The 22,419-nt window shown below is 34.6% G+C and carries 13 protein-coding genes and 1 tRNA gene; 5 read left to right on the plus strand and 9 right to left on the minus strand.

All coding sequences use genetic code 11. The features are described 5' to 3' along the window. Window positions 1-7: 7 nt before the first annotated feature. From QL232_RS06800 to QL232_RS06820, 5 genes are all read right to left on the minus strand, one after another. Window positions 8-81: transfer RNA gene (locus QL232_RS06800), tRNA-His, on the minus strand. A gap of 169 nt (window positions 82-250) precedes the next feature. Next, window positions 251-2,401 carry a glutamine synthetase III gene (locus tag QL232_RS06805; protein WP_168880708.1) on the minus strand — a complete coding sequence of 717 codons (2,151 nt, stop codon included), beginning with the start codon at window positions 2,399-2,401 and terminating at the stop codon, window positions 251-253. Window positions 2,402-2,691: 290 nt separating this feature from the next. After that, complete coding sequence (locus tag QL232_RS06810) at window positions 2,692-3,819, minus strand: outer membrane beta-barrel protein (RefSeq protein WP_281613558.1); 1,128 nt, start codon at window positions 3,817-3,819, stop codon at window positions 2,692-2,694. 212 nt (window positions 3,820-4,031) lie between these two features. Then, window positions 4,032-5,330, minus strand: coding sequence for an ammonium transporter (gene amt, locus QL232_RS06815; RefSeq protein WP_281613559.1), 1,299 nt, complete (start codon window positions 5,328-5,330; stop codon window positions 4,032-4,034). Between the two features lie 338 nt (window positions 5,331-5,668). Next, the gene (locus tag QL232_RS06820; protein WP_281613560.1) at window positions 5,669-8,056 is read right to left on the minus strand and encodes a type IA DNA topoisomerase; all 2,388 of its coding nucleotides are present in this window, start codon (window positions 8,054-8,056) and stop codon (window positions 5,669-5,671) included. A 322-nt stretch (window positions 8,057-8,378) separates the two neighbouring features. Here QL232_RS06820 and QL232_RS06825 point away from each other — a divergent pair, with 322 nt between their 5' ends. After that, complete coding sequence (locus QL232_RS06825) at window positions 8,379-9,191, plus strand: hypothetical protein (RefSeq protein ID WP_281613561.1); 813 nt, start codon at window positions 8,379-8,381, stop codon at window positions 9,189-9,191. A 50-nt stretch (window positions 9,192-9,241) separates the two neighbouring features. Here QL232_RS06825 and QL232_RS06830 read toward each other — a convergent pair whose 3' ends face one another. Then, window positions 9,242-9,478 (minus strand): hypothetical protein, encoded by a 237-nt coding sequence (locus QL232_RS06830; RefSeq protein WP_211093177.1) that lies wholly within the window; start codon window positions 9,476-9,478, stop codon window positions 9,242-9,244. Between the two features lie 264 nt (window positions 9,479-9,742). Here QL232_RS06830 and QL232_RS06835 point away from each other — a divergent pair, with 264 nt between their 5' ends. The 3 genes from QL232_RS06835 (at window position 9,743) to QL232_RS06845 (ending at window position 14,328) form a co-directional block, all read left to right on the plus strand. Beyond that, window positions 9,743-10,426, plus strand: a complete 684-nt coding sequence (locus QL232_RS06835; protein WP_168881222.1) for an ABC transporter ATP-binding protein — start codon at window positions 9,743-9,745, stop codon at window positions 10,424-10,426. Between the two features lie 6 nt (window positions 10,427-10,432). After that, window positions 10,433-12,874, plus strand: a complete 2,442-nt coding sequence (locus QL232_RS06840; protein WP_281613562.1) for an ABC transporter permease — start codon at window positions 10,433-10,435, stop codon at window positions 12,872-12,874. 116 nt (window positions 12,875-12,990) lie between these two features. Continuing rightward, window positions 12,991-14,328, plus strand: a complete 1,338-nt coding sequence (locus QL232_RS06845) for a hypothetical protein (protein WP_281613563.1) — start codon at window positions 12,991-12,993, stop codon at window positions 14,326-14,328. 65 nt (window positions 14,329-14,393) lie between these two features. Here QL232_RS06845 and QL232_RS06850 read toward each other — a convergent pair whose 3' ends face one another. Continuing rightward, window positions 14,394-17,168, minus strand: a complete 2,775-nt coding sequence (locus QL232_RS06850; protein ID WP_281613564.1) for a TonB-dependent receptor — start codon at window positions 17,166-17,168, stop codon at window positions 14,394-14,396. 488 nt (window positions 17,169-17,656) lie between these two features. Between QL232_RS06850 and QL232_RS06855 the strand changes: the two genes are divergently transcribed. Beyond that, window positions 17,657-17,785, plus strand: a complete 129-nt coding sequence (locus QL232_RS06855) for a hypothetical protein (protein WP_281613565.1) — start codon at window positions 17,657-17,659, stop codon at window positions 17,783-17,785. A gap of 74 nt (window positions 17,786-17,859) precedes the next feature. Here QL232_RS06855 and QL232_RS06860 read toward each other — a convergent pair whose 3' ends face one another. Together QL232_RS06860 and QL232_RS06865 are read right to left on the minus strand one after the other, a co-directional pair. Next, complete coding sequence (locus tag QL232_RS06860; RefSeq protein WP_168880717.1) at window positions 17,860-19,158, minus strand: transglycosylase SLT domain-containing protein; 1,299 nt, start codon at window positions 19,156-19,158, stop codon at window positions 17,860-17,862. A 164-nt stretch (window positions 19,159-19,322) separates the two neighbouring features. After that, window positions 19,323-22,280, minus strand: coding sequence for an insulinase family protein (locus tag QL232_RS06865; protein WP_281613566.1), 2,958 nt, complete (start codon window positions 22,278-22,280; stop codon window positions 19,323-19,325). Window positions 22,281-22,419 lie beyond the last annotated feature (139 nt).

Genomic DNA, 22,419 nt, shown 5'->3' on the forward strand with positions numbered 1-22,419 from the left:
AAAGTTGGGCGAACGATGGGATTCGAACCCACGGCCCCCGGAACCACAAACCGGTGCTCTAACCAACTGAGCTACGATCGCCATTTTTTTTGCGTTGCAAATATAATATGAAGAATTAAAAAAATGCAACAATTACCTAGATAAAAGTTGCATTTTTTTATAAATGACTTGTTTTCAGTGGGAAAAATGCCCTCATGACTCCAAAGAATCATGAGGTGTATAAACATCCCACATTATATTATATCCTTAATTACTTAAGGAATAACATTTCTGAGTATTTCGGTAATGGCCATTCAGCGTCATCAACGAATAATTCAAGACGGTCAACAGCTTCACGGATAGTGTCAAAGTATTTAGTTTTGATGCTATCACAGAACTCAACAGCTTGAGCATTTGTGTCCTCGATTTCAAGAACTCTATCACGCTCTAATACCATTGCAGCTACACCTTCTTTAGCAGTCTTCATGAAACCAGTTACTTCTTCGATAGTAGTAACGATTGCAGAAGCGTCTAAACCAAGATCTTTTAACTTAGCAGCCGAGTCAACTAATTTAGCAACATAGCTAGTAGCAGCAGGGATTACTTTGTTTAATACGATCTCTTCCATAGTCTTAGACTCGATATCGATCTTAGTAGAGTAGATCTCAGACCATACATCATGACGAGCTTCGATTTCTTTTTCGCTAAATACATTGTGCTTAGCGAAGATCTCTTTAGCTTCAGAAGAAATGAAGAAGTCTAATGCTCTTGGAGTATCTTTAACGTTAGAAAGACCTCTTGATTCAGCCTCATCTACCCACTCTTGAGAGTAACCGTCACCTTCGAAACGGATAGCTTCAGATTCTTTGATGTAAGAAACTAATACTTCTCTGATAGCAGCCTCTTTGTCAGTACCAGCACCAATCTTAGCGTCTACAGCAGCTTTGAATTGTGATAATTGCTCAGCAACGATCAAGTTCAATACTGTCATTGGAGTTGCAGTGTTTTGGTGTGAACCTACCGCTCTGAACTCAAACTTGTTACCTGTAAATGCAAATGGAGAAGTACGGTTACGGTCAGTGTTATCTAACTTAAGACCTGGGATCTTGTCGATACCTAACTCGATAAATGCTTCACCACCTTCTTGGTATACTAATTTACCTGATTCAGCAACTTCGTTTAAGAATTCAGTTAAAGTAGAACCTAAGAATACTGACATAATTGCTGGAGGAGCTTCGTTGGCACCTAAACGGTGATCGTTACCTGCAGAAGCAATTGATGCTCTTAATAAATCACCATACTGGTGAACAGCTTTGATAGTGTTTACTAAGAAAGTTAAGAAGTATAATGAACCTTCTGGTTGGAATAAGTTACGGCCTTTGTTAGTGATCAATGACCAGTTGTTATGCTTACCAGAACCGTTCAAGTTAGCAAATGGCTTTTCGTGTAATAATACAGCGAAGTTGTGCTCACCTGCAACTTTCTCCATAACGTCCATCATCAACAAGTTGTGATCTACACCAGTGTTGATTTCTTCGTATAATGGAGCTGCTTCGAATTGACCTGGTGCTACCTCGTTGTGACGAGTAGTAATAGGAATACCTAATTTATGGCATTGGAATTCGAAGTCTTTCATGAATGCTGCAACTCTTGGAGCAATTGAACCAAAGTAGTGGTCATCTAATTGTTGACCGTGTGGAGGTTTTGCACCAAATAATGTACGACCTGTGATATATAAATCAGGACGAGCAGCGTAAAATGCTTTGTCAACTAAGAAGTACTCTTGCTCACAACCTAATGAAGCAGAAATACTAGTTACACCATCCTCGAAGTAGTTACATACATCGATAGTTGCTTTATTGATTGCTTCTTGAGCTTTCAATAATGGTGTTTTATAATCTAATGTATCACCTGTGTATGAAACGAAGATAGTAGGGATACATAAAGTATTATTACTAATGAAAATAGGAGATGAAGGATCCCAACCTGTATAACCACGAGCTTGGTTAGTAGCTCTGATACCACCGTTAGGGAATGAAGATGCATCTGGCTCTTGTTGAGTTAACGTAGAACCTTTGAATGTTTCAATACCTTTAGTGTAATCAAAGAAAGAGTCATGTTTCTCAGCTGATGAACCAGTTAATGGTTGGAACCAGTGAGTGTGGTGAGTAACACCTTTAGAGATTGCCCAAGTAGCTACAGCAGATGCAACAGCATCAGCAGTAGCCTCATCGATTTTAGTACCATGTTTAACAGCTGATTCTACTTTCTTGTAAATAGCAGGTGCTAAAGATGCTTTCATTTGTGGAAGACCGAAACAATCTTCTCCGAAGTAATCAGAGATTCTGTTTGACGGAGTTTCTACATTTTTCGCGCTTCTAGATGAAGCTGTCTCTAAGGCGTTAAAACGAAGATTTGTCATTGTAATGTGAGATTAAAAAAACAAAAGCTTCGAACTTCTGATAAATACCGATAAACAAATAGATAAGTACATACAGTAGTTCGTTAGCTGAAGTTGTTAAATTGTTTATGTTGTAAATATGACTTAGATTTTCAAAAAAATCAAGAAAAAATGGGATTTAAGGGTGAATTTTCATGCAAACACCTTTAAACTTATGAATTTTTACAAAAAACAGGGTCTTTTTTAAATATAAAGCCGATCAAGGAGTGCTTGATCGGCTTCGTATATATAAATAGTATTGTTAGCTATTCTTAGAATGCATAAACAACTGCTAAAGTAGCTTGAGTAGCTGATTTAGAATCGAAGTTACCAGCAGCTTCAGCATCTTTGCTACCAAAGAAGATTTCTGAGTCAGCAGTATCGAATCTAAATTCAGGGATTACTGTCAATGGACCTAAAGCAACGTTACCAGTTAAAGTTACAGCGTTAACTGCACCGTCGAAGTCCTCAGTAGAGTTGTCAGCACCATATACTCTTGCGATATCTTTGAAGTATTCGTAACGAGCACCTAAAGCAAATGTTTCAGTTAAAGAGTATTGTAAGTAAGTTGCAACACCTGAGTATAATTGGTCAGCTTGTAAACCTAAGTCAGCATCTGTGTAAGCATCTTTCTTGTCAGCCCATGCAGCATTAACACCTAAGTAGAATGCATCTGATACTTGGTAACCTGCAGTTAAGTCAACAACAGTTCTTGTAGATGAAGAGAAACCGTTTAAGTAAACATCAAGACCGTCAACTGGAGCAACATATAATTGAGCACCAAAACCACTCATACCTAAGTTAGGAGCAGCATTGTATGAATCCCATTCGTTAGTAAAGATACCAACCATTAATGCAACTTTGTCAGAGAATGAGTAATCAAACTTAAGACCTGCATTTTGGAAAGGACCATTAGAGAATAAGTATGAAGTAGAGTAGTTGAAGTTTCCTGTTGGAGAAATTACTTCATAACCTACGAATGTACCCATGAAACCAGCAGTTGCTGATAATTTCTCAGATAATTGGTATGAAGCATATAAGTTTTGAATGTGGAAGTTACCGTCTCCGATTGATCCGTTAGATCTTGGACCGAATGATAAGTCAGCAACAAATGAAGCTTTACCTAATGTTTGTGATAAGATAACGTTAGCCATACCTAAGTTGATAGAGTTTTGACCTTCGTTAAAGCTTGTACCGATATTCATTGCGTCTGTTCCAGCGAAATCATAGTTATAGAATAAATCTACTGAACCAGAAATAGAAAGTTTGTTAGCTTCTTCTTCCGTTGTTTCTTCTACTGACTCTTCAGGGATAACTACTTCTTCAGTTTTATCTTGAGCCATAGCGAACGATCCTGCTACCAATAATGGTGCAACTAGGGAGAAAATCTTAGTTTTCATCTTGTAGAATAATTAAAATGAGGTGAATAATAATATGTTGGATTCATATACTTACTTCGCACACAAAGAAGTAACTATACGTTTTAACTTCGAGTAATAGTAGAAGTTATAAGAGTGAGATTGTTGTTTTACGACTTTTTGAAAGTCATATAACGGATATTTTTGAATTCAATTGGAGAGATTAAATAATCTCTCCAATTGATATATATTTCTTAGTTATCGAAAGTGATAGTATAACCACGGATACCATGCTCATGGCTATCAAGACCTTCGTTTTCATGCTCTTCAGATACTCTTACACCGATAGTGAATTTCAAGGCGAAGAATAAAGCTAATGAAGTTGTGAATGCTACTGCACCGTAAGCAGCTACACCTGTTAACTGAGTGATGAACTGATCGAAACCAGCTTTTTGTCCTAGAACACCAATTGCTAAAGTACCAATGATACCACAAGTTAAGTGAACTGAAACTGCACCAACACAATCATCAAGTTTTAATTTGTCCATACCAACAGCAGAGAATACTACGATAACACCACAAACTAATCCGATAAGGATTGATTCATTTGGTGACATTTGGTCAGCACCAGCAGTAATACCTACTAAACCAGCAAGGATACCGTTTAATACCATACCCAAGTCAAAACGCTTGAACATGATGTAACCACCTAACCATCCACCGATAGCACCTGCAGCTGCAGCTAAAGTTGTAGTTACTAATACTAATGAGATCGATTCAGCGTCAGCTGATAATACTGATCCACCGTTGAAACCAAACCATCCGAACCATAATAAGAATACACCGATTACAGCTAAAGGAACTGATGAACCTGGCTTGTCAACTACTTTACCGTTTACATATTTACCTTTACGAGCACCAATTGCGATGATACCAGCTAAAGCAGCCCATCCACCAACTGAGTGTACTACTGTAGATCCAGCGAAATCATAGAATCCCATTTGAGATAACCATCCGCCACCCCAGTGCCATGAACCTAGTACTGGATAAACGAAACCTACAAGGAAGAAAGTGAAGATAAAGTAAGCAGAAATCTTAATACGTTCAGCAACCGCTCCTGATACGATAGTCGCACAAGTTGCAGCGAACATTGCTTGGAATAAGAAGTCTGTCCAATAAGTGTAAGCACCACCTGCGTAACCTAAAGAAGTATAATCTGCAGGAAGGCTGATTCCCCAACCAGAGAAACCGAAAACACCGTTGAATTCGCCTGGGTACATTAAGTTGAAACCAAACCAAGCGTAAGAGATAATACCTACACTTAAATCCACTGTGTTTTTAAATAAGATGTTTACTGTGTTTTTAGCTTGAGTGAAACCCGCTTCAACACATGCAAAACCAAGTGCCATGATGAATACTAGCATTGTCGAAACTAGCATCCAAACGTTGCTTGTTGTTAGACTTACTGTTTGTAATTGCTCAGCTGTTACAGCCTGAGCGACTGATTCTGTTGCCAACGTTGCATCGGCAATTAGGTGAATAGATGAGAACATTGCAGTCAAAAATTAAAAATTATAAGATAGTGTCATATTCATTTTAAATGTGATGATATTCCGTTTAGTGAGGATCTTAGAGATCCCCAATAAACGGATCACTCACATCTATTAAGGAAGAGAAATAAAAAGATTGGAAGATTCTTTTGTACTTAACTCCCTTGATTTCATATTACAATTGTAGAGTCTCGTGTTAAGAATTGCAAATGTGAGGTTAAAAAAATACCCTGTTTTCCTTGAAATATATAATATTTTCAAAAAACAGGGTGTTTTTTTATGGAGATTGCAATGATTTTGTTTGAAAATTTGAATTAGTAGGATTAAAAATTAACCTTCAATTATTCAATTTGTAGTAATATTTGGAAGTTAGGGTCGAATTTTAACCTACCATCTGACTTTTTGCCACTTTTTTCGGTAAATCCCTTGATTTTTGGGGTGGATCCCTTTTGAATAAGAGATTTTAACTGATTTTTTGTAATTTTTTTACCGTAATTCTCAAAAGGTACCTTAAAATCACACCCATTTTTCCAATTTGAGCACCCAAAAGCAGATTTCCCCTCTAAAATTTGACCTTTTTGACATTTTGGACATATAAGAGGAGCTTCTAAGGTCTCCTTGAATTCAATTTTACTCTCATTATTTAATATAAGGTAGCCTTGTTTTGTTTTTCCATCAATTTTCAACCCTTTTAGTTCAGGTGTCCTACCTTTAATAATAAGAGATTCAATTTGCTTATCTGTTAACTTTTTATTCTCGTAGTCAAACTTAATGAGAAAATCACATGACTTGTCTTTAAACCCTAGACAGCCATATGCACTATTTCCTTTTATTACTTCCTTTGTTTTACACTTCGGACAGGTGAGGGATATTTTTTGTTCACTCTTCTTTTTCGTTTTTGGTTTCTTCGACACTAGACTTTCTGTTGGAGTCTGAATCTTGAAATTAGAGCGTACTGATTTTACATTTTGTACGACTTCAGTTACCATCTCTTTAATTTCATTCATAAAGAGATTAATTTCATAGGTGCCATCTTCTATCTGTCGTAATTTCTTTTCCCAAATACCAGTGAGTTCCGCAGATTTTAATAAATCATTTTGAATGGTAGCAATGAGGTCAAGTCCAGCTTGTGTAGGAATGATATTCTTGCGTTGCCTTTCTATATATTTTCTTCTGAAAAGAGTTTCAATAATATTGGCTCTAGTGGATGGTCTGCCAATACCGTTTTCTTTCATTGCTTTTCTTAATTCTTCATCGTCAATATTCTTTCCAGCTGTTTCCATCGCTCGTAATAAGGTAGCTTCCGTAAACAGTTTTGGTGGTTTTGTTTCTTTAGTTAATACTGAAGGAGTATGTGGCCCTGATTCCCCAACTTCAAAATTGGGGAGAGTTTGTTCTTCTTCTTCTCCTTTTTTCTTTTTCTTCTTTGCTTCTTCTTCTTCCTCCTTTTTATATAGTACCCTCCAACCCGGATCTAGAATTTCTCTTCCGGTAGCTTTAAACTCAGCCTTCTCTACTTTACCCATCACTTCCGTTTTTGCTACTTTACAGTCTGGGTAAAACGCAGCGATAAATCGAAGGGCTACTAAGTCGTAGACTGCAGCTTCTTGGGCATTCAAGTTCCGAGCTGCAATTTTGGTAGGAATTATGGCATGGTGATCGGTTACTTTCTGATCATTGAATATTTTCTTGGTTTTTCTGAAAGCAGATTTAAACAATGGAGCAGTTTCATTTTGGAACTTAGTTAATGCTCTCATTGTTGGTCCAATTTCAGGATACATATTATTAGGTAAATACGTTGTATCTACTCTCGGGTAGGTTAAGACCTTTTTTTCGTATAAGCTTTGAGCAATTTTTAAAGTTTGCTCAGCAGAAAAACTAAACTTTTTGTTACACTCTACTTGTAGAGAGGTCAGGTCAAATAAATAAGGAGGAGCTTCATTACCTTCTTTTCTATTGGCAGAAGTAATTTCAAAAGGCTTGTCTTTAATATAAGCTAATCCTTTATCTACAATTTCTTTTGATGTAAACTTTCCTTTTGTAGAATTAAAAGTAACATTTCGATATTTCGTTTTTAATTCCCAGTATTTTTCACTTTTGAAGTTTTGAATTTCTAAAAAGCGATTTGCAATAAGTGCAAGGGTAGGTGTTTGTACTCGACCAATAGAAAGTAATTGTTTATACCCACCAAATTTAATGGTGTATAATCTTGTAGCATTGATTCCTAATAGCCAATCTCCAATAGCTCTGGCACTACCTGCTGCATATAGTAAATCAAAGTCTTTTTCTTCTTGAAGTTTCTTGAATCCTTTTTTAATTGCCTCTTCAGTTAATGAAGAAATCCAAAGTCGTTTTACAGGTACTTTACATTTAGCTTGTCTAAGCACCCAACGTTGAATTAACTCCCCTTCTTGGCCGGCATCACCACAGTTGATCACTTCAGTAGCAGAATTTACCAAGGTTTCAATGACTTTGAACTGCTCTTTCGAACCACTATTATTAATGAGCTTGATAGCGAATTTAATAGGTATAATAGGAAGCGTGACAAGATCCCACCTTTTTAAGGTAGCATCATAGTCATGTGGTTCCTTTAGGGTACACAAGTGACCAAAGGTCCAAGTAACTTGATATCCATTTCCTTCAAAATACCCATTTCTCTTTTGAGTAGCTCCTAATACTTTAGCCAAATCCCTAGCAACACTAGGTTTCTCCGCGATACAAACTTTCATAATTCAAAAAATTCAAGAATCTAAAGATCTTAAAAATTGATGGAATCAAAAATGTATGAGATTATTTAAATACTTATTGAAAACTGAATGAAACGATTATATTTATAGTATTAACAAATGATAAGATTTAATTGAACGATTGATTAAACTTCATTTTACCTTATCCGTTAGTTAAATTATGAAGACCAAAATCTCTTCAAGAAATAAGAGAATAAGCTATTGATGAAACCTTTTTTGTCTTAAATTAAGTGTTACTTAATAAAATTCTCTTTAAATTATTTATTGAACACACTCGTTATAAAGCAATCAATCTAATTACACTATGAAAAAAAATAATTTAAGTTACCTGTTCGCTTTCTTATTGATGTTAATTTCTTCTGTATCATTTGCTCAAGAAGATAAGCAAATTGCAGAGCTGATTGAAAGAGTCATTGAAGCTAATAAGCATGCTAACAATAGTGTTGAGAAAATAAACAACATCACTGATATCTTCAGACCAGATGCCATCATTAATATCACTCGTATTGGTGTGGATGGTTCTAGAAATCATAATGTATTGAGAAAAGCGGATTATAAAGCTGTATTTGTCTCTCAATACCATCAAAATTTACATAGAGAATCAAACCTTAATATGCATGAGGTGAGAGTACAAGGAAATGTAGCAGTAGCATCTTTTTCTTTAGACTATACTATCATGGCTGATACAAAAAATAAAGTTGTATCTAAAGGGTATGAATCTATGGTAGCTACTCTTGTTCGTAGAAACGATAAATGGGGAGTACTAGAATTAAATATTACAGATATTGAAGAAGAACAATATCAAGGGAACTGTTCTTGTGAGTTGTACAAGAATCCTAATACTGGACAAGTAATTGCCAAAGTAGGAGCACCAAAAGGTGACAGATTTGAAAACGATCTTAATAACGTCTACAAGAGAAAGAAAGGAGGCGTAACCTACTTTATGGTAAAAGGAATTGTCTTTGAATGGAAAGATTTAAATAAAATTTGGACAGTAGATTCAACAATGAAGAGAATTGAACAGTTGGGACCTGCAAAAACAGATGATGATGCAATTATGTTAATCTTGCGTTATGTTTATAAGGACGAATGTTCGCAGATGAAATTATTACAATAAAAAATGCCTCAATTTGAGGCATTCAGAATATCTTTGGAGTGTAGCTTTTGCTATGCTCCTTTTTTATTGGGATTAGGTACGAACAAATGATCAGATAAGATATAATTGATATCTAAATTTTGTAACTGATTTGTGATATCGAAATACGTCTTGTTAAAGTCTTGATAACTTTTTGCAAAGAACTCGATTTCATAGTGAGGTCGATAGTCGATCACTCTGAAATTGTATTTTTCAATGATGTGATAGACCTGTTTTTTATTTTCGATAAGTAGTTTAAAGGTTAACATAATGGGTAGGTTTATGAGAAATGGGTTGTCAATAAATTTTCGTATCATAAGAATAATAAAGTTTTTTGAAAATGTGTTCATCTATCTAGAAATCTCAAAATAGAATAACCTTATTGTACAGTAATTCTGTGATCGATGAGTCCATTTTTGAACACAAATAAGAATTGTGTTTTTACCTTAACTCCCTGATGTTCTTAAAATCTGCAAAAATTGAATAGTTGTTGTAGGATATAGTTGTAATCATGAATTAATATGAATAAACCGATAATACAAATACAAAATATCAACAAGTCTTACAAAAGTGAAGACAATGAAACTCTTGCTCTTAATCATGTGACTTTGAATATACATGAGGGAGAATTTGTATGTATTATGGGGCCTTCTGGATGTGGTAAATCAACCTTATTAAATATTGCAGGATTACTAGATTTACCCTCGGAGGGAGAAGTGATTTTTCAAGGAGAAAATGTCGTTAATATCTCATCAAAAAAGAGAGCTCAGCTAAGAAGAAATTATATTGGTTTTGTATTTCAAAGCTTTAATCTAATAGATGATCTTACTGTTTATGAGAATATTGAGTTACCTTTAATTTACCAGCAAGTAGCACCTAACGAGCGAAAGTTTAGGGTAGAAAAAATCATGGATAAACTTCAAATTTCTCATAAAAAAAATGTATTTCCCACTCAAATTTCTGGTGGACTTCAACAAAGAGTAGCAGTAGCAAGAGCTGTAGTCTCACAACCCAAACTTATATTGGCAGATGAGCCAACCGGTAACTTAGACTCTGAAAGAGGACGAGAAGTAATGGAAATCCTTCAATCGTTAAATGACTTAGGAACTACTATCTTGATGGTAACCCACTCTACAGCAGCTTCAGATTATGCTAGTAGAATTATACATCTTTTTGATGGTCAGATTGTTACTGAAAATCTTCATAAAGGTAAATAAATAACAGTGTTAAGAAATTATATACTTATAGGCATACGTAACCTCCTCAAACATGGAGTGTATTCGGGTATCAACATCGTTGGTATGTCGATGGGTATAGCATTTTTTTCGTTATTATTTCTTTTAGTCAACTATGAAATGTCTTATGATGAATTCCATAAGGCATATGATAGAACGTATCGTATTGTCGAAATTATTGATACTGAGGATATAGGTGAACGATCTGCAAGTGTACCAATAGGTTTGGGACCAACTTTAAAGACACTTTATTCCAACTATGTAGATGCTTCTGTACGGTTTTTCAACCATCAGGCTTATTCTCATATGGTGTTTGCAAAGGACCGACAGTATAATGAAAAGCACCTATATTTTACCGAACCCGACTTTTTTAAAATATTTGATTTTCCTTTAATCGCTGGTGATCAATCAACGGCTTTAGAAGAGCCTCAAACAGCTATTGTAACTAAGGAAATTGCTCAAAAATACTTTGGAGATGAGGACCCCATCGGTAAAAAAATTCTATATGAAAACCGCTTCTATTTAACGATTACTGGTGTAATTGATAAAACAAACTACCCTTCTCACTTAGATTTTGAAATACTGGTCTCTTTTAGTACCCTTTTACTTACTGATCAGGAAATAATGCTGAGAGACCGTTGGGTATGGAACCCTTGCTGGACCTATGTTTTATTAAAGGAGGGAGTAAAACCAGAAGAGCTTGAAGCAGATTTTGAAGTACTCTACCAGGATAAATCTAAATTTCCTGATTATCTGAGAGATTATGTGCAGTTATATTTACAGCCTATTTGGGAAATACATTTATATTCTGACCTAGATTTTGAGATGTCGCCCAATGGAGATTATATGTATATCTATATATTCTCATCTATTGCCTTAATGGTACTTCTGATTGCCGCTATTAATTTTATGAACCTTTCTGCAGTACGTTATTCTACGAGAATGAGGGAGGTTGGAATTAGAAAGGCAATAGGAGCAGATCAAACAGAATTGATTTTTCAGTTCTTAGTAGAGGCGATTATATTAAGTATACTTTCCATGTTTGGAGCGGTAATGTTTATGGAACTCTTGTTTCCATTAATTTACCCTATGCTTGGTGATTCAGGTTTTATCTTAAGAGAGGTAGATACTCAAAAGCTTATTATTTTGATAGGCGGTAGTGGTATTTTTGTCGCAGCATTATCTAGCTTCTATCCATTATATTACTTATCTGGTTTTAAACCTATTGATGGATTACAGGAGTCTAAACGAATGGGTAGACAACAAAAAGGATTTAGAAAATGGAGTGTGATTGTACAATTCATTATTGCAATGTTTTTGTTGTTCAGTACTTATGTATCTAAGAGACAATTGGATTTCATGAGAGAATCTGATATTGGTTTTGATACTAAAGATGTCATGTTAATACCATTAGGTGAAGTTAGGTTTCAGTCCAATCAGATCTTTAAGCTGAAAAAGGAATTTTTAAATATATACGAAATAGAGGCCGTTACCGGAATTGATGAAATTATGGGCGTTTGGGTTCAAAATTACCCTATTTCATTCAAGGTAAAAGACAAAGTTTATCCTTCTTCTTTTTATGCAGGAGTGGTTACCAACCCAGAATTTTTTGATGTTTTTGATGTCAAAATAATTGCAAAAAATGATTTATATAATGACGGAGGATTATATAATAATCGTTATATTTATGTAAATGAAGCGTTTATGGACTTTATGGGCTACACTAGTCCAGAGGAGGCCTTGAATACTACATTTTGGAGTAAGAATGGATACAATAATAAAATAGCTGGTGTTGTTAAAGACTTTAACTACGAACCTGTACATAAACCAATTGAACCATTTGTAATAGACATCAATAATGTTTGGCGACTAAAAGGGAGCTATGCGATTAAGTTTTTAGCTTTAAAAATAAAATCAGGAGCCAATTGGACAGATGTTGAAAGAAAACTGGAAATCTTATGGTCTAAAGTGATTCCTTACCGATTGATGGATGTCTTTTCATTGAATGATAAAATTGAAGCATCCTACCAAAAAGAAGAACGATTAGCTAGGGTATCATTAATATTTTCGATCATCGGTGTAATTATAGCTAATATGGGACTTTTCGGGTTGTCTTCTTTTATTACTGTTCAGAGGAAAAAAGAAATAGCGATTAGGAAAGCTCTTGGAATGGAAAACATTCAGGCGATGCTATTATTATCTAAAGAATTTTTTACTCTCGTAGGAACTGCATGTTTGATTGCTTGGCCTACAGCTTATTTAGCAATGAGGTTGTGGTTAGAGAATTTTCCGAAAATTATAACCATTGATCTTGGAGCTTATATTTTTTCAGGTGGTGTTACTTTGGTATTAACTTTCCTAACAGTAAGTTATCATGTTGTAAAAGTTGGAATAAAGAGTCCTGTTGAGGATTTGAAGTCTGTTCAATAAATTTTAAAAGCAACTTTTGTAATATATTGATATTTAAAAAAGGTCACCACTTATATTTCTTATCTTAAGGGAAAGAATCCTACCTGTATTCAAAATTTTGTACGAACAATTTACTTGTGGAATTAAAATCTTTACGAGAACTATCGCAACCTGATTATCAAACTAGAGAAGATGATTTTTTTACTGAAATCTATAGAGAAGAAGACTTAAAAACATTATCGGACCAATTATTTTCTCTACTCACTATTACTGTAAGATACCAGCCATTTGATACAGTAATAGAAAGGATAAGGCAATCTCTGCCTTTGATGGGGTTTGATATGCCTAATGAAGGGCAGCAGCTACACAGAGACTTATCGTTACAACATTTGAGGCTTTTAGAAAATGTTGGAGAGCGAGATGTGAAAGAAGCCTTGAACTCATTGGAGGAATTACCTCTAGATGATACTTCCTACTATCTCAAAATTATTGCTCCTCTGATTCTCTGCCACCGAGTTAGTAACTGGGAGACCTATAAATGGGTCGCTTTGGAAATTGTGAATTATGCATTCGAAAATGGGAAGTCTGAAATTACTGCTTTTGGTTGTTTAGCCTTAGCAAGGTATATGATTACTCGATATGAAGATATCAGAATTGCTCATGAATATGCCAAGTTTGCCATTACTGAGATCATGAAGTCAGACGATGATCTTTTTATCAATAATTTTCACTCAGATTATGCTTTTACAATACTTCCGTGGATAGAAAAGACAGATGTTTGTCTTCAGCATATTAAAGATTACTTCAATTATGCTAAAAGATCAAATGATAATTTTTCTGTCAATCGAGATGTGAAAAGATATTATCAGTTACTTCTATTTAATGGTTATAATAAAGAAGAAGCTTTAAAGCTTACTTTCTCTGAGTTATCAGAAGGGAAAATCGAAATGTTCCCTCAAGTAGAGGAAGTGTTAGATTACTTTCAATTGGAAAAAATTACCGATCGTTCCAATCTTGAAAAAGTAATTATGGTGATAGACAGTGAGCCTGAAATGTATGAAGGTAATCTTTTACATCCTGCACTTCTATTGCTCAAAGCTGTGCAGATCAATAATGATCATGTTCAAGATGAGGGTTCTTTAAGGAAAATATTGGATCGATTTAAATATTGGGCAGGTTATTCTCCAGATATATTTAATGTTTGGGTAGCATTTGTTGAAGCAGAGTGGAGGTATTTCAAGAAAGAATATACAGTAGCTCAAGGTTTATATGATAAAGCACTTGACTTTGTTAATAGTAATAAGAATGACTTGAAATGCTTAATCGCATTAAGAAAGCTTGCTGTCTTTTATCAAGCGAAGGATAGTGGGATTGATACCAAGCAATTGTACCAGAATACTTTGGATATGTACACATCTTTTGGAAATACGAAAGCAATTGAAACATTGAAATCAAGATTTCAGATATCAGAATAAATAAAAAAGACCTAGAAACATCTAGGTCTTTTTTCATCTCTATATCTAAGTGTACCACCCAGTAATTATTTTGATAAATCAAATTTTAGCCCTAATTGTATTCTTGCATTGTAGTATTCACTTTGCATAGTGTACTCTTCAGAACCTTGATAGTATCTAAGTGGAGTGTTAAGAAGATTGTTGCCTTCAACATAAAGGCGTAGTTTTTCATTAAATGCATAAGACGCATTAGCATCTAAGAATAATTGCTGATCGTAATATCTGTCTTTGAAAGCCTCGTCTGATAATTCGTCTAAATAAGCAGCAGTGTAGTTTAAAGAAATTCTAAAGCTGAATTTTTGAGAATCAAATGACAATGAGCCGTTTACTGTATGAGGTGCAGTACCAGGTAAGGCTAATGTTTCATCCTCTCTTTCTTCAATACCTAAATCTTGAATTTCTGAATGAGTGTAAGTGTAGTTGGTGTATAAAGCAAATCCTTTTAATGCTCCCGTGAATGGATATTGGAATGCCACTTCAGTACCTAATAAGCTAGCTTTTGCACCGTTTCTAGGTTGAGAATATCTATCATAAACATTTCCGCTAGCAGGATCTTGGTAGTTTCTTGCTTGATAATCATAAATGAAATCATTCAATGTTTTTTGGAATACACCACCTGATAGAATACCTACATTTTCGAAATAATGTTCAGCCATAAAATCGAAGTTCATAGAAGTAGTAGGTTTTAAGTTGGGGTTACCTTCCGATAACTCATTGTCTTCTCTTGAAATTGATCTATAAGGTACCAAATCATAATACCTAGGTCTAGCCAAAGTATTTGTCCAAGCAGCTCTTAAGATAGTGTTCTCATTGATATTGTAACGTGCTTGAACGTTGGGTAAGAAGTTCGTATAGCTGTTAGTACCTTCAATTGTTTTAGTAGCTGAAGGATCAAAGTCTCCTTCTTCATTAAATTCAATTTGGTATCCTGTATAATCTACTTGAGTATTCTCGATACGAGCACCCACAATAAAGAACCATTTTGTACCAACACTTTGCTTTAACATGGCATATCCGGCAGAGATTTGTTCTTTCGCATTGTAATTGCCACCGAGGTATTCTTCAGGTAGATCTGTAGCTTCGAATAATGAAGTATTTGTTAGATTATATTGTCCTAATGCAGTAGCATCAGTAAAGTTACCAGATGTGTAATTTCCCGCTAAGAAAGGATCTCTTGTTTGGTCTTTCATCGGTTGCAAAGTCATATTTCCAAAAGGAGCTTCGTCTAGTGGAGCATATTCCATGTATCCATTATTTCTTGACTTTTCTTTACCTCTATATCTACCACCAATCTTGATAATACTTTTGTTCTTTGTGTTATTTAAAGGTATTTCAAGGTTGATTTTAGCATTTTTGTCAAGTTCTTCAGTGTACTGTTGCTCTTGTGTGATTTCTTTTAAATCGAAATCCCCGTACTGCATACCTGCACCGTTATCATTGATATTTGGTTGGCGAGTACTAGTCAAGTCTTGTGATAAGCCAACATCTTTTTGTCTCCAAGAAATATAACGTTCGTGAGGTCTTTCTTCTGAAGCCTTTGCAAGTGTACCAGACCAGTCTAATTTAAAACGGTTAGCAAGTAAATGCTCACCACCAAGAGTAACATTATATGTTCTTTGATCTTCTAGTCTTGTATTCTTATTGTTGTTATCATCAAGTCCTCCTTTCGTTTGTCTTCTGATCTCAGCAGTATAAGAGCCATCGTCGTTCATTTCGATGTCTTTGTATCTTAATCTGTATCTGTTTTCTCTATCATCTCTATGATTGTAAATACCACTCACATAAATTTTAGAGTTAGTACCTAGAGTATAATCTAATGTAGTTGATAATGATCTTCTAATTCTGTGAACATCATAAGTCCTCACCTGGAAGTCTGTCATATAAGGATTGTTTGCATCATCCCATTCTGCTTCAATATTATGAGAACCTAGTTGATGATCGAAGTATGAACCTGAAACGATCACACCTAACTTATCATCAAAAAATCTATTACCTAATACGATTGCTCCATTTAGCATAGGCTTTTCAGTAAGAAAGTTGTACCCAGTTCCTAAAGTTCCTGATACTCTTAAATTGGAAGGAGCTGAACGTAATACTAGGTTAGCAGAACCACCAATTGCATCGGCATCCATATCTGGAGTTAAAGTCTTACTTACCTCGATAGATTGAATCATATCAGCAGGAATTAAGTCTAACTGTACTGCTCTTGTTTCACCTTCTGCAGAAGGAACGCGCTCACCGTTGATAGTAATTGCACTTAAGTCTGGTGAAGTACCTCTGATAAGGCCAAATCTAGCTTCTCCTTGGTCGTATTGCATTGTAATACCAGGGACACGCTTTAACGCGTCTCCTACATTTGAATCTGGAAATTTACCTACTTGGTCAGCAGAGATTACGTTGACAATGTTGTTTGCATTTTTTTGTTGACCTAATGCTTTGGCCTGTCCTTGAAGGTTTGTTCCTAAAATGACTACTTCATCACCAAGTATAAAGTTTCCTTTCATCTGAATACGTTTCAGATCTAGTTCTTGTCCAGCAGCTAAGTCGATTGTTTCTTTATAAGTTTCGAAACCTAAATAAGAGATTTCAATTTCTTGTTTTCCTTCAGGTACATTAACCAGTATAAACTTACCATTGTTGTCAGAAATTGTTCCTAGGTAACTAAGGCCTTTTACTTGAACAGTTGCTCCAATTAAAGGAAGGTCTGATTCATCTAATAAAAGACCTGTAATTGATCCTTTTTGAGCATAGCTAAAGTTTGCTATAAGTAAAAAAATGATAGAAAATAAAGAGTGCTTCATGATTGAAAATTTATGATAGTTGTTTGTTTCTAAATCATGATGCAAAACAATAACTTATATATTATTTGATGTTTGTTGAACTATGAACGTTATTTTATATATGGATCGAAAGAGAATAGACAGTGTTAATTTAATGTCTCTTTATTAAATGGATTGATAACCCTATGTAAAGAAAAAGCCAATCTTAAGAAAAGAAAGGCTTTCAAATGCTTTAGTATAAAGGGCTTTTATACTTTTACTACTTAACAAAGGTCAAACAGCAGAACGTATTCTTAGTACGTTCAACATTTTTAGTTATTAAATCAACCGTATTTATTAATAGATGTCTGTATATATCCTTTATTATCAATTCTTTATTGTATTATTTTTATAATTATTACTTTATATGTCTTCAATAATTGATTTGTAGGGTTATTTATTGTCTTCCGATAAAAAAAACAATAGCTTGCAAATACAGTTGGTTTACATACATACTCATTTTATTATCTATGAAAAAAGCATTAGGAATGTCTCCTAAGGCGAATGTTACTATTAAAAAGAAATCTAATTACCTGGACAAACTGATCATTGCCCAATTAAAAGAAGACAAACGAGAACAATATAATAGGTCCAAGTAGTAACCTTTAGAGACAAAAAAAGCGATCCATTAAAGATTTACCCTTTAATGGATCGCTTATTTATATATCTACTATTAATTAAAGTATATCTTGTCGCCTTCTTTAGCATCATCGTCTTTCTTCAGTTCATTTAACTTAAGAAGAGCCTTACGATCAATACCATATTTTACAGCAAGATAAGTGATAGTCTCACCTTCTTGAAGTATGTGATAGGACTCAGGAATTGTTTTTGGAAGTGGTGCAAGATAATAGTGAGTATCTTTAATTAACTTATCCTTCTTTCCTTCGTAATTATACTTTCTGATTTTACCTTTAGAAATACCTACTGCAGTAGCTAGTTCTGTTTGTGTCATTTCTTCATGTAGTATTACAGCTTTTACACCATTTACTAAAGCATAATCAAACTTCTTGTTTGTAGATTCGTCTGCAATAGGTAACACAAATGGGAAGCTATCCTGAATAGTATCTGAATAGAATTGGAAGATCGCTTTTCTATCTCTAGTCTTCCTAGGTTTTGCATATGGAGTTAAGCGAGCAACCAATTGATTGATTTCATCTGGTTTCGATTCGATCATTACAGAATATACCTTGTCTTCTGGAATGTACGAACTAGTAAGCCAAGTATTATTTTTTGTAAGTGTTGTTTCAGGTTGTCCTGTAAATTGAGATACTTGTGATAAAGTATAACCATTAGTCGGGAACTCGATCATCACTACATGACCATCATCTAAACCTACTTTGTCTTTAAATGCAAAGTAGTGAGCAAGATAATGTAACACATAAGGGTGTGTTTTTTCATTAATAGTAACCTGGTTGTAGTAGTTTAAGTTATTAGACTTAATATAGTTTCTAGCACCACCTAAACCATCATGATATGAAATCATAGAGTAAAACCAGTTACCTAAGTAATAGTAGTTCTTTGAAAGGTAATCTGCTGCACCAATACTAGCAGAAACAACATTCTTACGCTCATCAATTTTATTATTGATTTTCATGCCTCTTTCTTCGGCTGTGAAATCCTTAAACTGCCAGAAACCTACAGCTGGAGGAGTTGCATTAGAAATCGCATTACCATTTAAAAGTGATTCTTGTAATGCTAAATATTTGAATTCACCAGGAACCCCTCTGGCTAATAATTCTCTTTCTATATATGGGAAGTAAGAATTACATCTTTCCAATAATTCGTTGTAGTGTTTAGGCGAACGAGTTAGGCTATTGTATTTCACCATAATCTTATCCATTCCACCTTGAGTAATCACAACTTTTGAACCTAGTAGTTCAAATGAAGAGGGTATTGCTACCGTAGTTTTTGCCTGAGAGGAGAAAACAGTAATTAGGCAAAGTAATAAGAAGTTAATAAATCTTGTTTTCATAGAATGTTGTCTATAAACTTTGAATAGTTTGTTTTGATGCATTGTAGATGAAAGGCCATCAAAACAGGATTAAAATATAAATATACTTTCTTTTTAAAGGATAAAAAAAGCCAAGTTCCCGAAAATTGAAGAACTTGGCTTAATATACTCGTTAAAAATATGAATTATTGGTGTTTGCCAACTCTAGGTTTGTTGTCAAATCCAAATAGGTCGTTCAATGATAACTCTTGAACTTTTCCATATTCTTTAAGTGTTTTCATATCTAATTTATCTTTGTCGCCTACAACACAAACATTGTAGTTCTGACCTTCGATAAATTCTTTGTGGAATGCCATTACATCATCTACAGTCATTGTCTGTATAGCAGTATAAACGTCTTTTCTTACGTCATGGTCGTCACCTCGTTTTAATGCTGTTTCATAATTAAATAGCACCGCAGACTTTGTGATACGCTCACTTTCTAATTGACTCAAGATAGCCTTTTTAGCAGCCTCAAATGATTTTTCATTCTTAGGAGGGTGATCCAATAAAGATTTCATACCTGCCATAGCTTCTTTTAGTTTATCAGATTGAGTTCCGATATAAGCTAAGGTGTAATCATTTTTATTCTTCTCTGATGCTACTCCGTATTTACTGAATACTGAATAAGCTAAACCTTGTGCTTCACGCATTTCTTGGAATACGATCGCATTCATACTTCCTCCAAAGTACTCGTTGAAGAGTGTAGCAGCAGCAACCCTTTTCGGATCATATTTATCTCCTTTTGCTAAGAAGATCACTTCTGCTTGTACCATATCATAATGTGACCAATATACTTTTGGTTGATCAACATCTTTGATAAAGAATTCTTTACGAGTAGGTACAGGACTAAGTTTCGCAGGAACCTTATGTTCTTTATTTAAAGTAGTCACTACTTTATCTAAAGATTCCGGTCCGTAATACAATACTCTATGTTTCGTTTTTGTAAGACTATGAATACGTTCAATCAACTCTTCTGGCTTAATCAGGTCAAGCTCTTTGTTTGATAAAGCATTGGTTAATGGGTTGTTTGCTCCATATAAACCATAATTCATCAAACCAGAGAAAAGGATTGCTCCTTTGTTTTTCTTAGTATCCTCACGACTTTTCTTCTCATTAGCGATCATATTTTTTAATACCATATCGTCAGCTTTGGCATTATTTAATAGATCTTCGAATAATTGAATTGCCGGAACCATCTGTTCAGTAAGACCATTCAATGAAACATATACTTGGTCAGCACTTGTATTTACATTAAAGCTGGCACCAAGTTTATAGAATTCTTGTTTGATCTGTGCAGAAGACATTTTATCAGTTCCTAAGAACTCTAAGTATTGAATGGCAGTACTTAGTTTAGGGTCTGTATCTTTTCCGACATTAATGATATAATAAAGTTCGAAAAGATCATTTTCTTCATTCTTTTTGTAGCGAACAGTAATATCACTGTTCATTTTATCTTCTTTGATATCTTTACTGTAATCCAAGAAAAGAGGAGATAATGCACCTGGCTTTTGAGCTGCAATTTTTTGGAAGAATGTAGATTCTTTACCTCTATTTAGTTCCACCTTAGTAATTGAAGGCTTCTCTACTTGCATCTTATTAGGGTCTTCTCCAACTCTCTTGTAAACAACTACATAGTTGTCCTTATAGCGTTCTTGAGCGAAAGCCATAATTTCTTCTTTTGTAATTGTCTGCATTACATCGATATCATCAATATAATTTGCCCAATCAATATTTCTTGTAAACGCCTGAACAAAGGCATCCGCTCTTGCAGAGTTGGACTCAAGCTTCTTAATTTCAGATTTTTTGAAGTCGTTGACGATGGCTTCTAATAACCAATCTTCGAAATCACCACTCTTTAATTTCTCAATTTCGCCAAGTAATAATTGTTGTGCTTGTTCCAAAGTCTGACCTTGACGAGGAATTGCATATAAAGTATGAACAGTGTAGTCATTGAATGGATAGACAAAACTAGATGCATTCAATACTTTTTGCTGTTGATTTAAGTCTAAGTCGATCAATCCCGCAGAGCTGTTTGCAAGGATCATATCACAAAGTTGTTCTTTAAGAAGGTCTCTTGAATCTGATTTTAAACCAGGCATTCTGTACCCCATAAATACCATCCCTGTTTGTGGACCGTAAACTTCCTTTACGATAGGCTTTGTGATAGGTTTTTCTTCCTCGTAAGTAAACTCAGGGATATCACCTGGTTTCCAATCACCAAAGTATTTATTAACCATTGCGATTGTTTTATCGGGATCTAAATCACCACTCAAACAAATTGCAATGTTATTTGGTCTATAATAGGTGTTGAAGTATTTCTTGATCTCTGTAATTGAAGGATTCTTTAAGTGGTCAATTGTACCAATTACAGTCTGTGTTCCATAAGGGTGATTAGGGAACATCGATGAGAACATAGCCTCAAATACTTTTCTCTGGTCGTTATCTAAAGATCTGTTTTTCTCTTCATAAACAGCCTCAAGTTCTGTATGGAATAAACGAGGAACGATTTCTTTAAATCGATCTGATTCAATTTCCATCCAACGTTCTAATTCATTGGCAGGGACATCGTTTACATACACAGTTCTATCATTAGTTGTGTAAGCATTTGTACCTGTGGCACCGATCATTCCAATCATTCTATCATATTCATTGGCGATAGAATATTTTGAGGCATCATTAGATACCTGATCGATCTTTTTATAATACTCAGCTCTTTCCCCAGCATCAGTTAATGTTCTGTAGTGTTCGAACATATTTTCGATACTATCTAAGTATACTTTCTCTGTGTCCCAATCTAGTGTTCCAAAATGAGAAGTACCTTTGAACATAATATGTTCTAAATAGTGTGCTAGGCCTGTAGCTGTAGCAGGGTCATTTTTACCACCAGCTTTAACAGCAATGTAAGTTTGTACTCTAGGTGCGTCTTTGTACTCAGACAGGTAAACTTTCAGACCATTTTTAAGAGTATAAATTCTAGTTTTTAGAGGATCATTTTTGACATATTCATAGTCAAATTCAGACGATTTTTGCGGGGCTGAACATCCTCCTGCAATCAGAGCACCAGCAATCAGAACTGATGCCACAGCAGATTTGTAAGTCATAATGGTTTTAAGATGATGATTAGTATAATTTAAATTAAGAGAAAAGTGTGTTTTACCGGTAATAATAATTTGACACTGATAGTTAGACACAGGTAAAACAATCTTCTTTAAATGTGAAATTAGCAATTATTTTAAAATA

Source organism: Flammeovirga sp. SubArs3, from assembly GCF_947387565.1.
Lineage (GTDB): Bacteria > Bacteroidota > Bacteroidia > Cytophagales > Flammeovirgaceae > Flammeovirga > Flammeovirga agarivorans.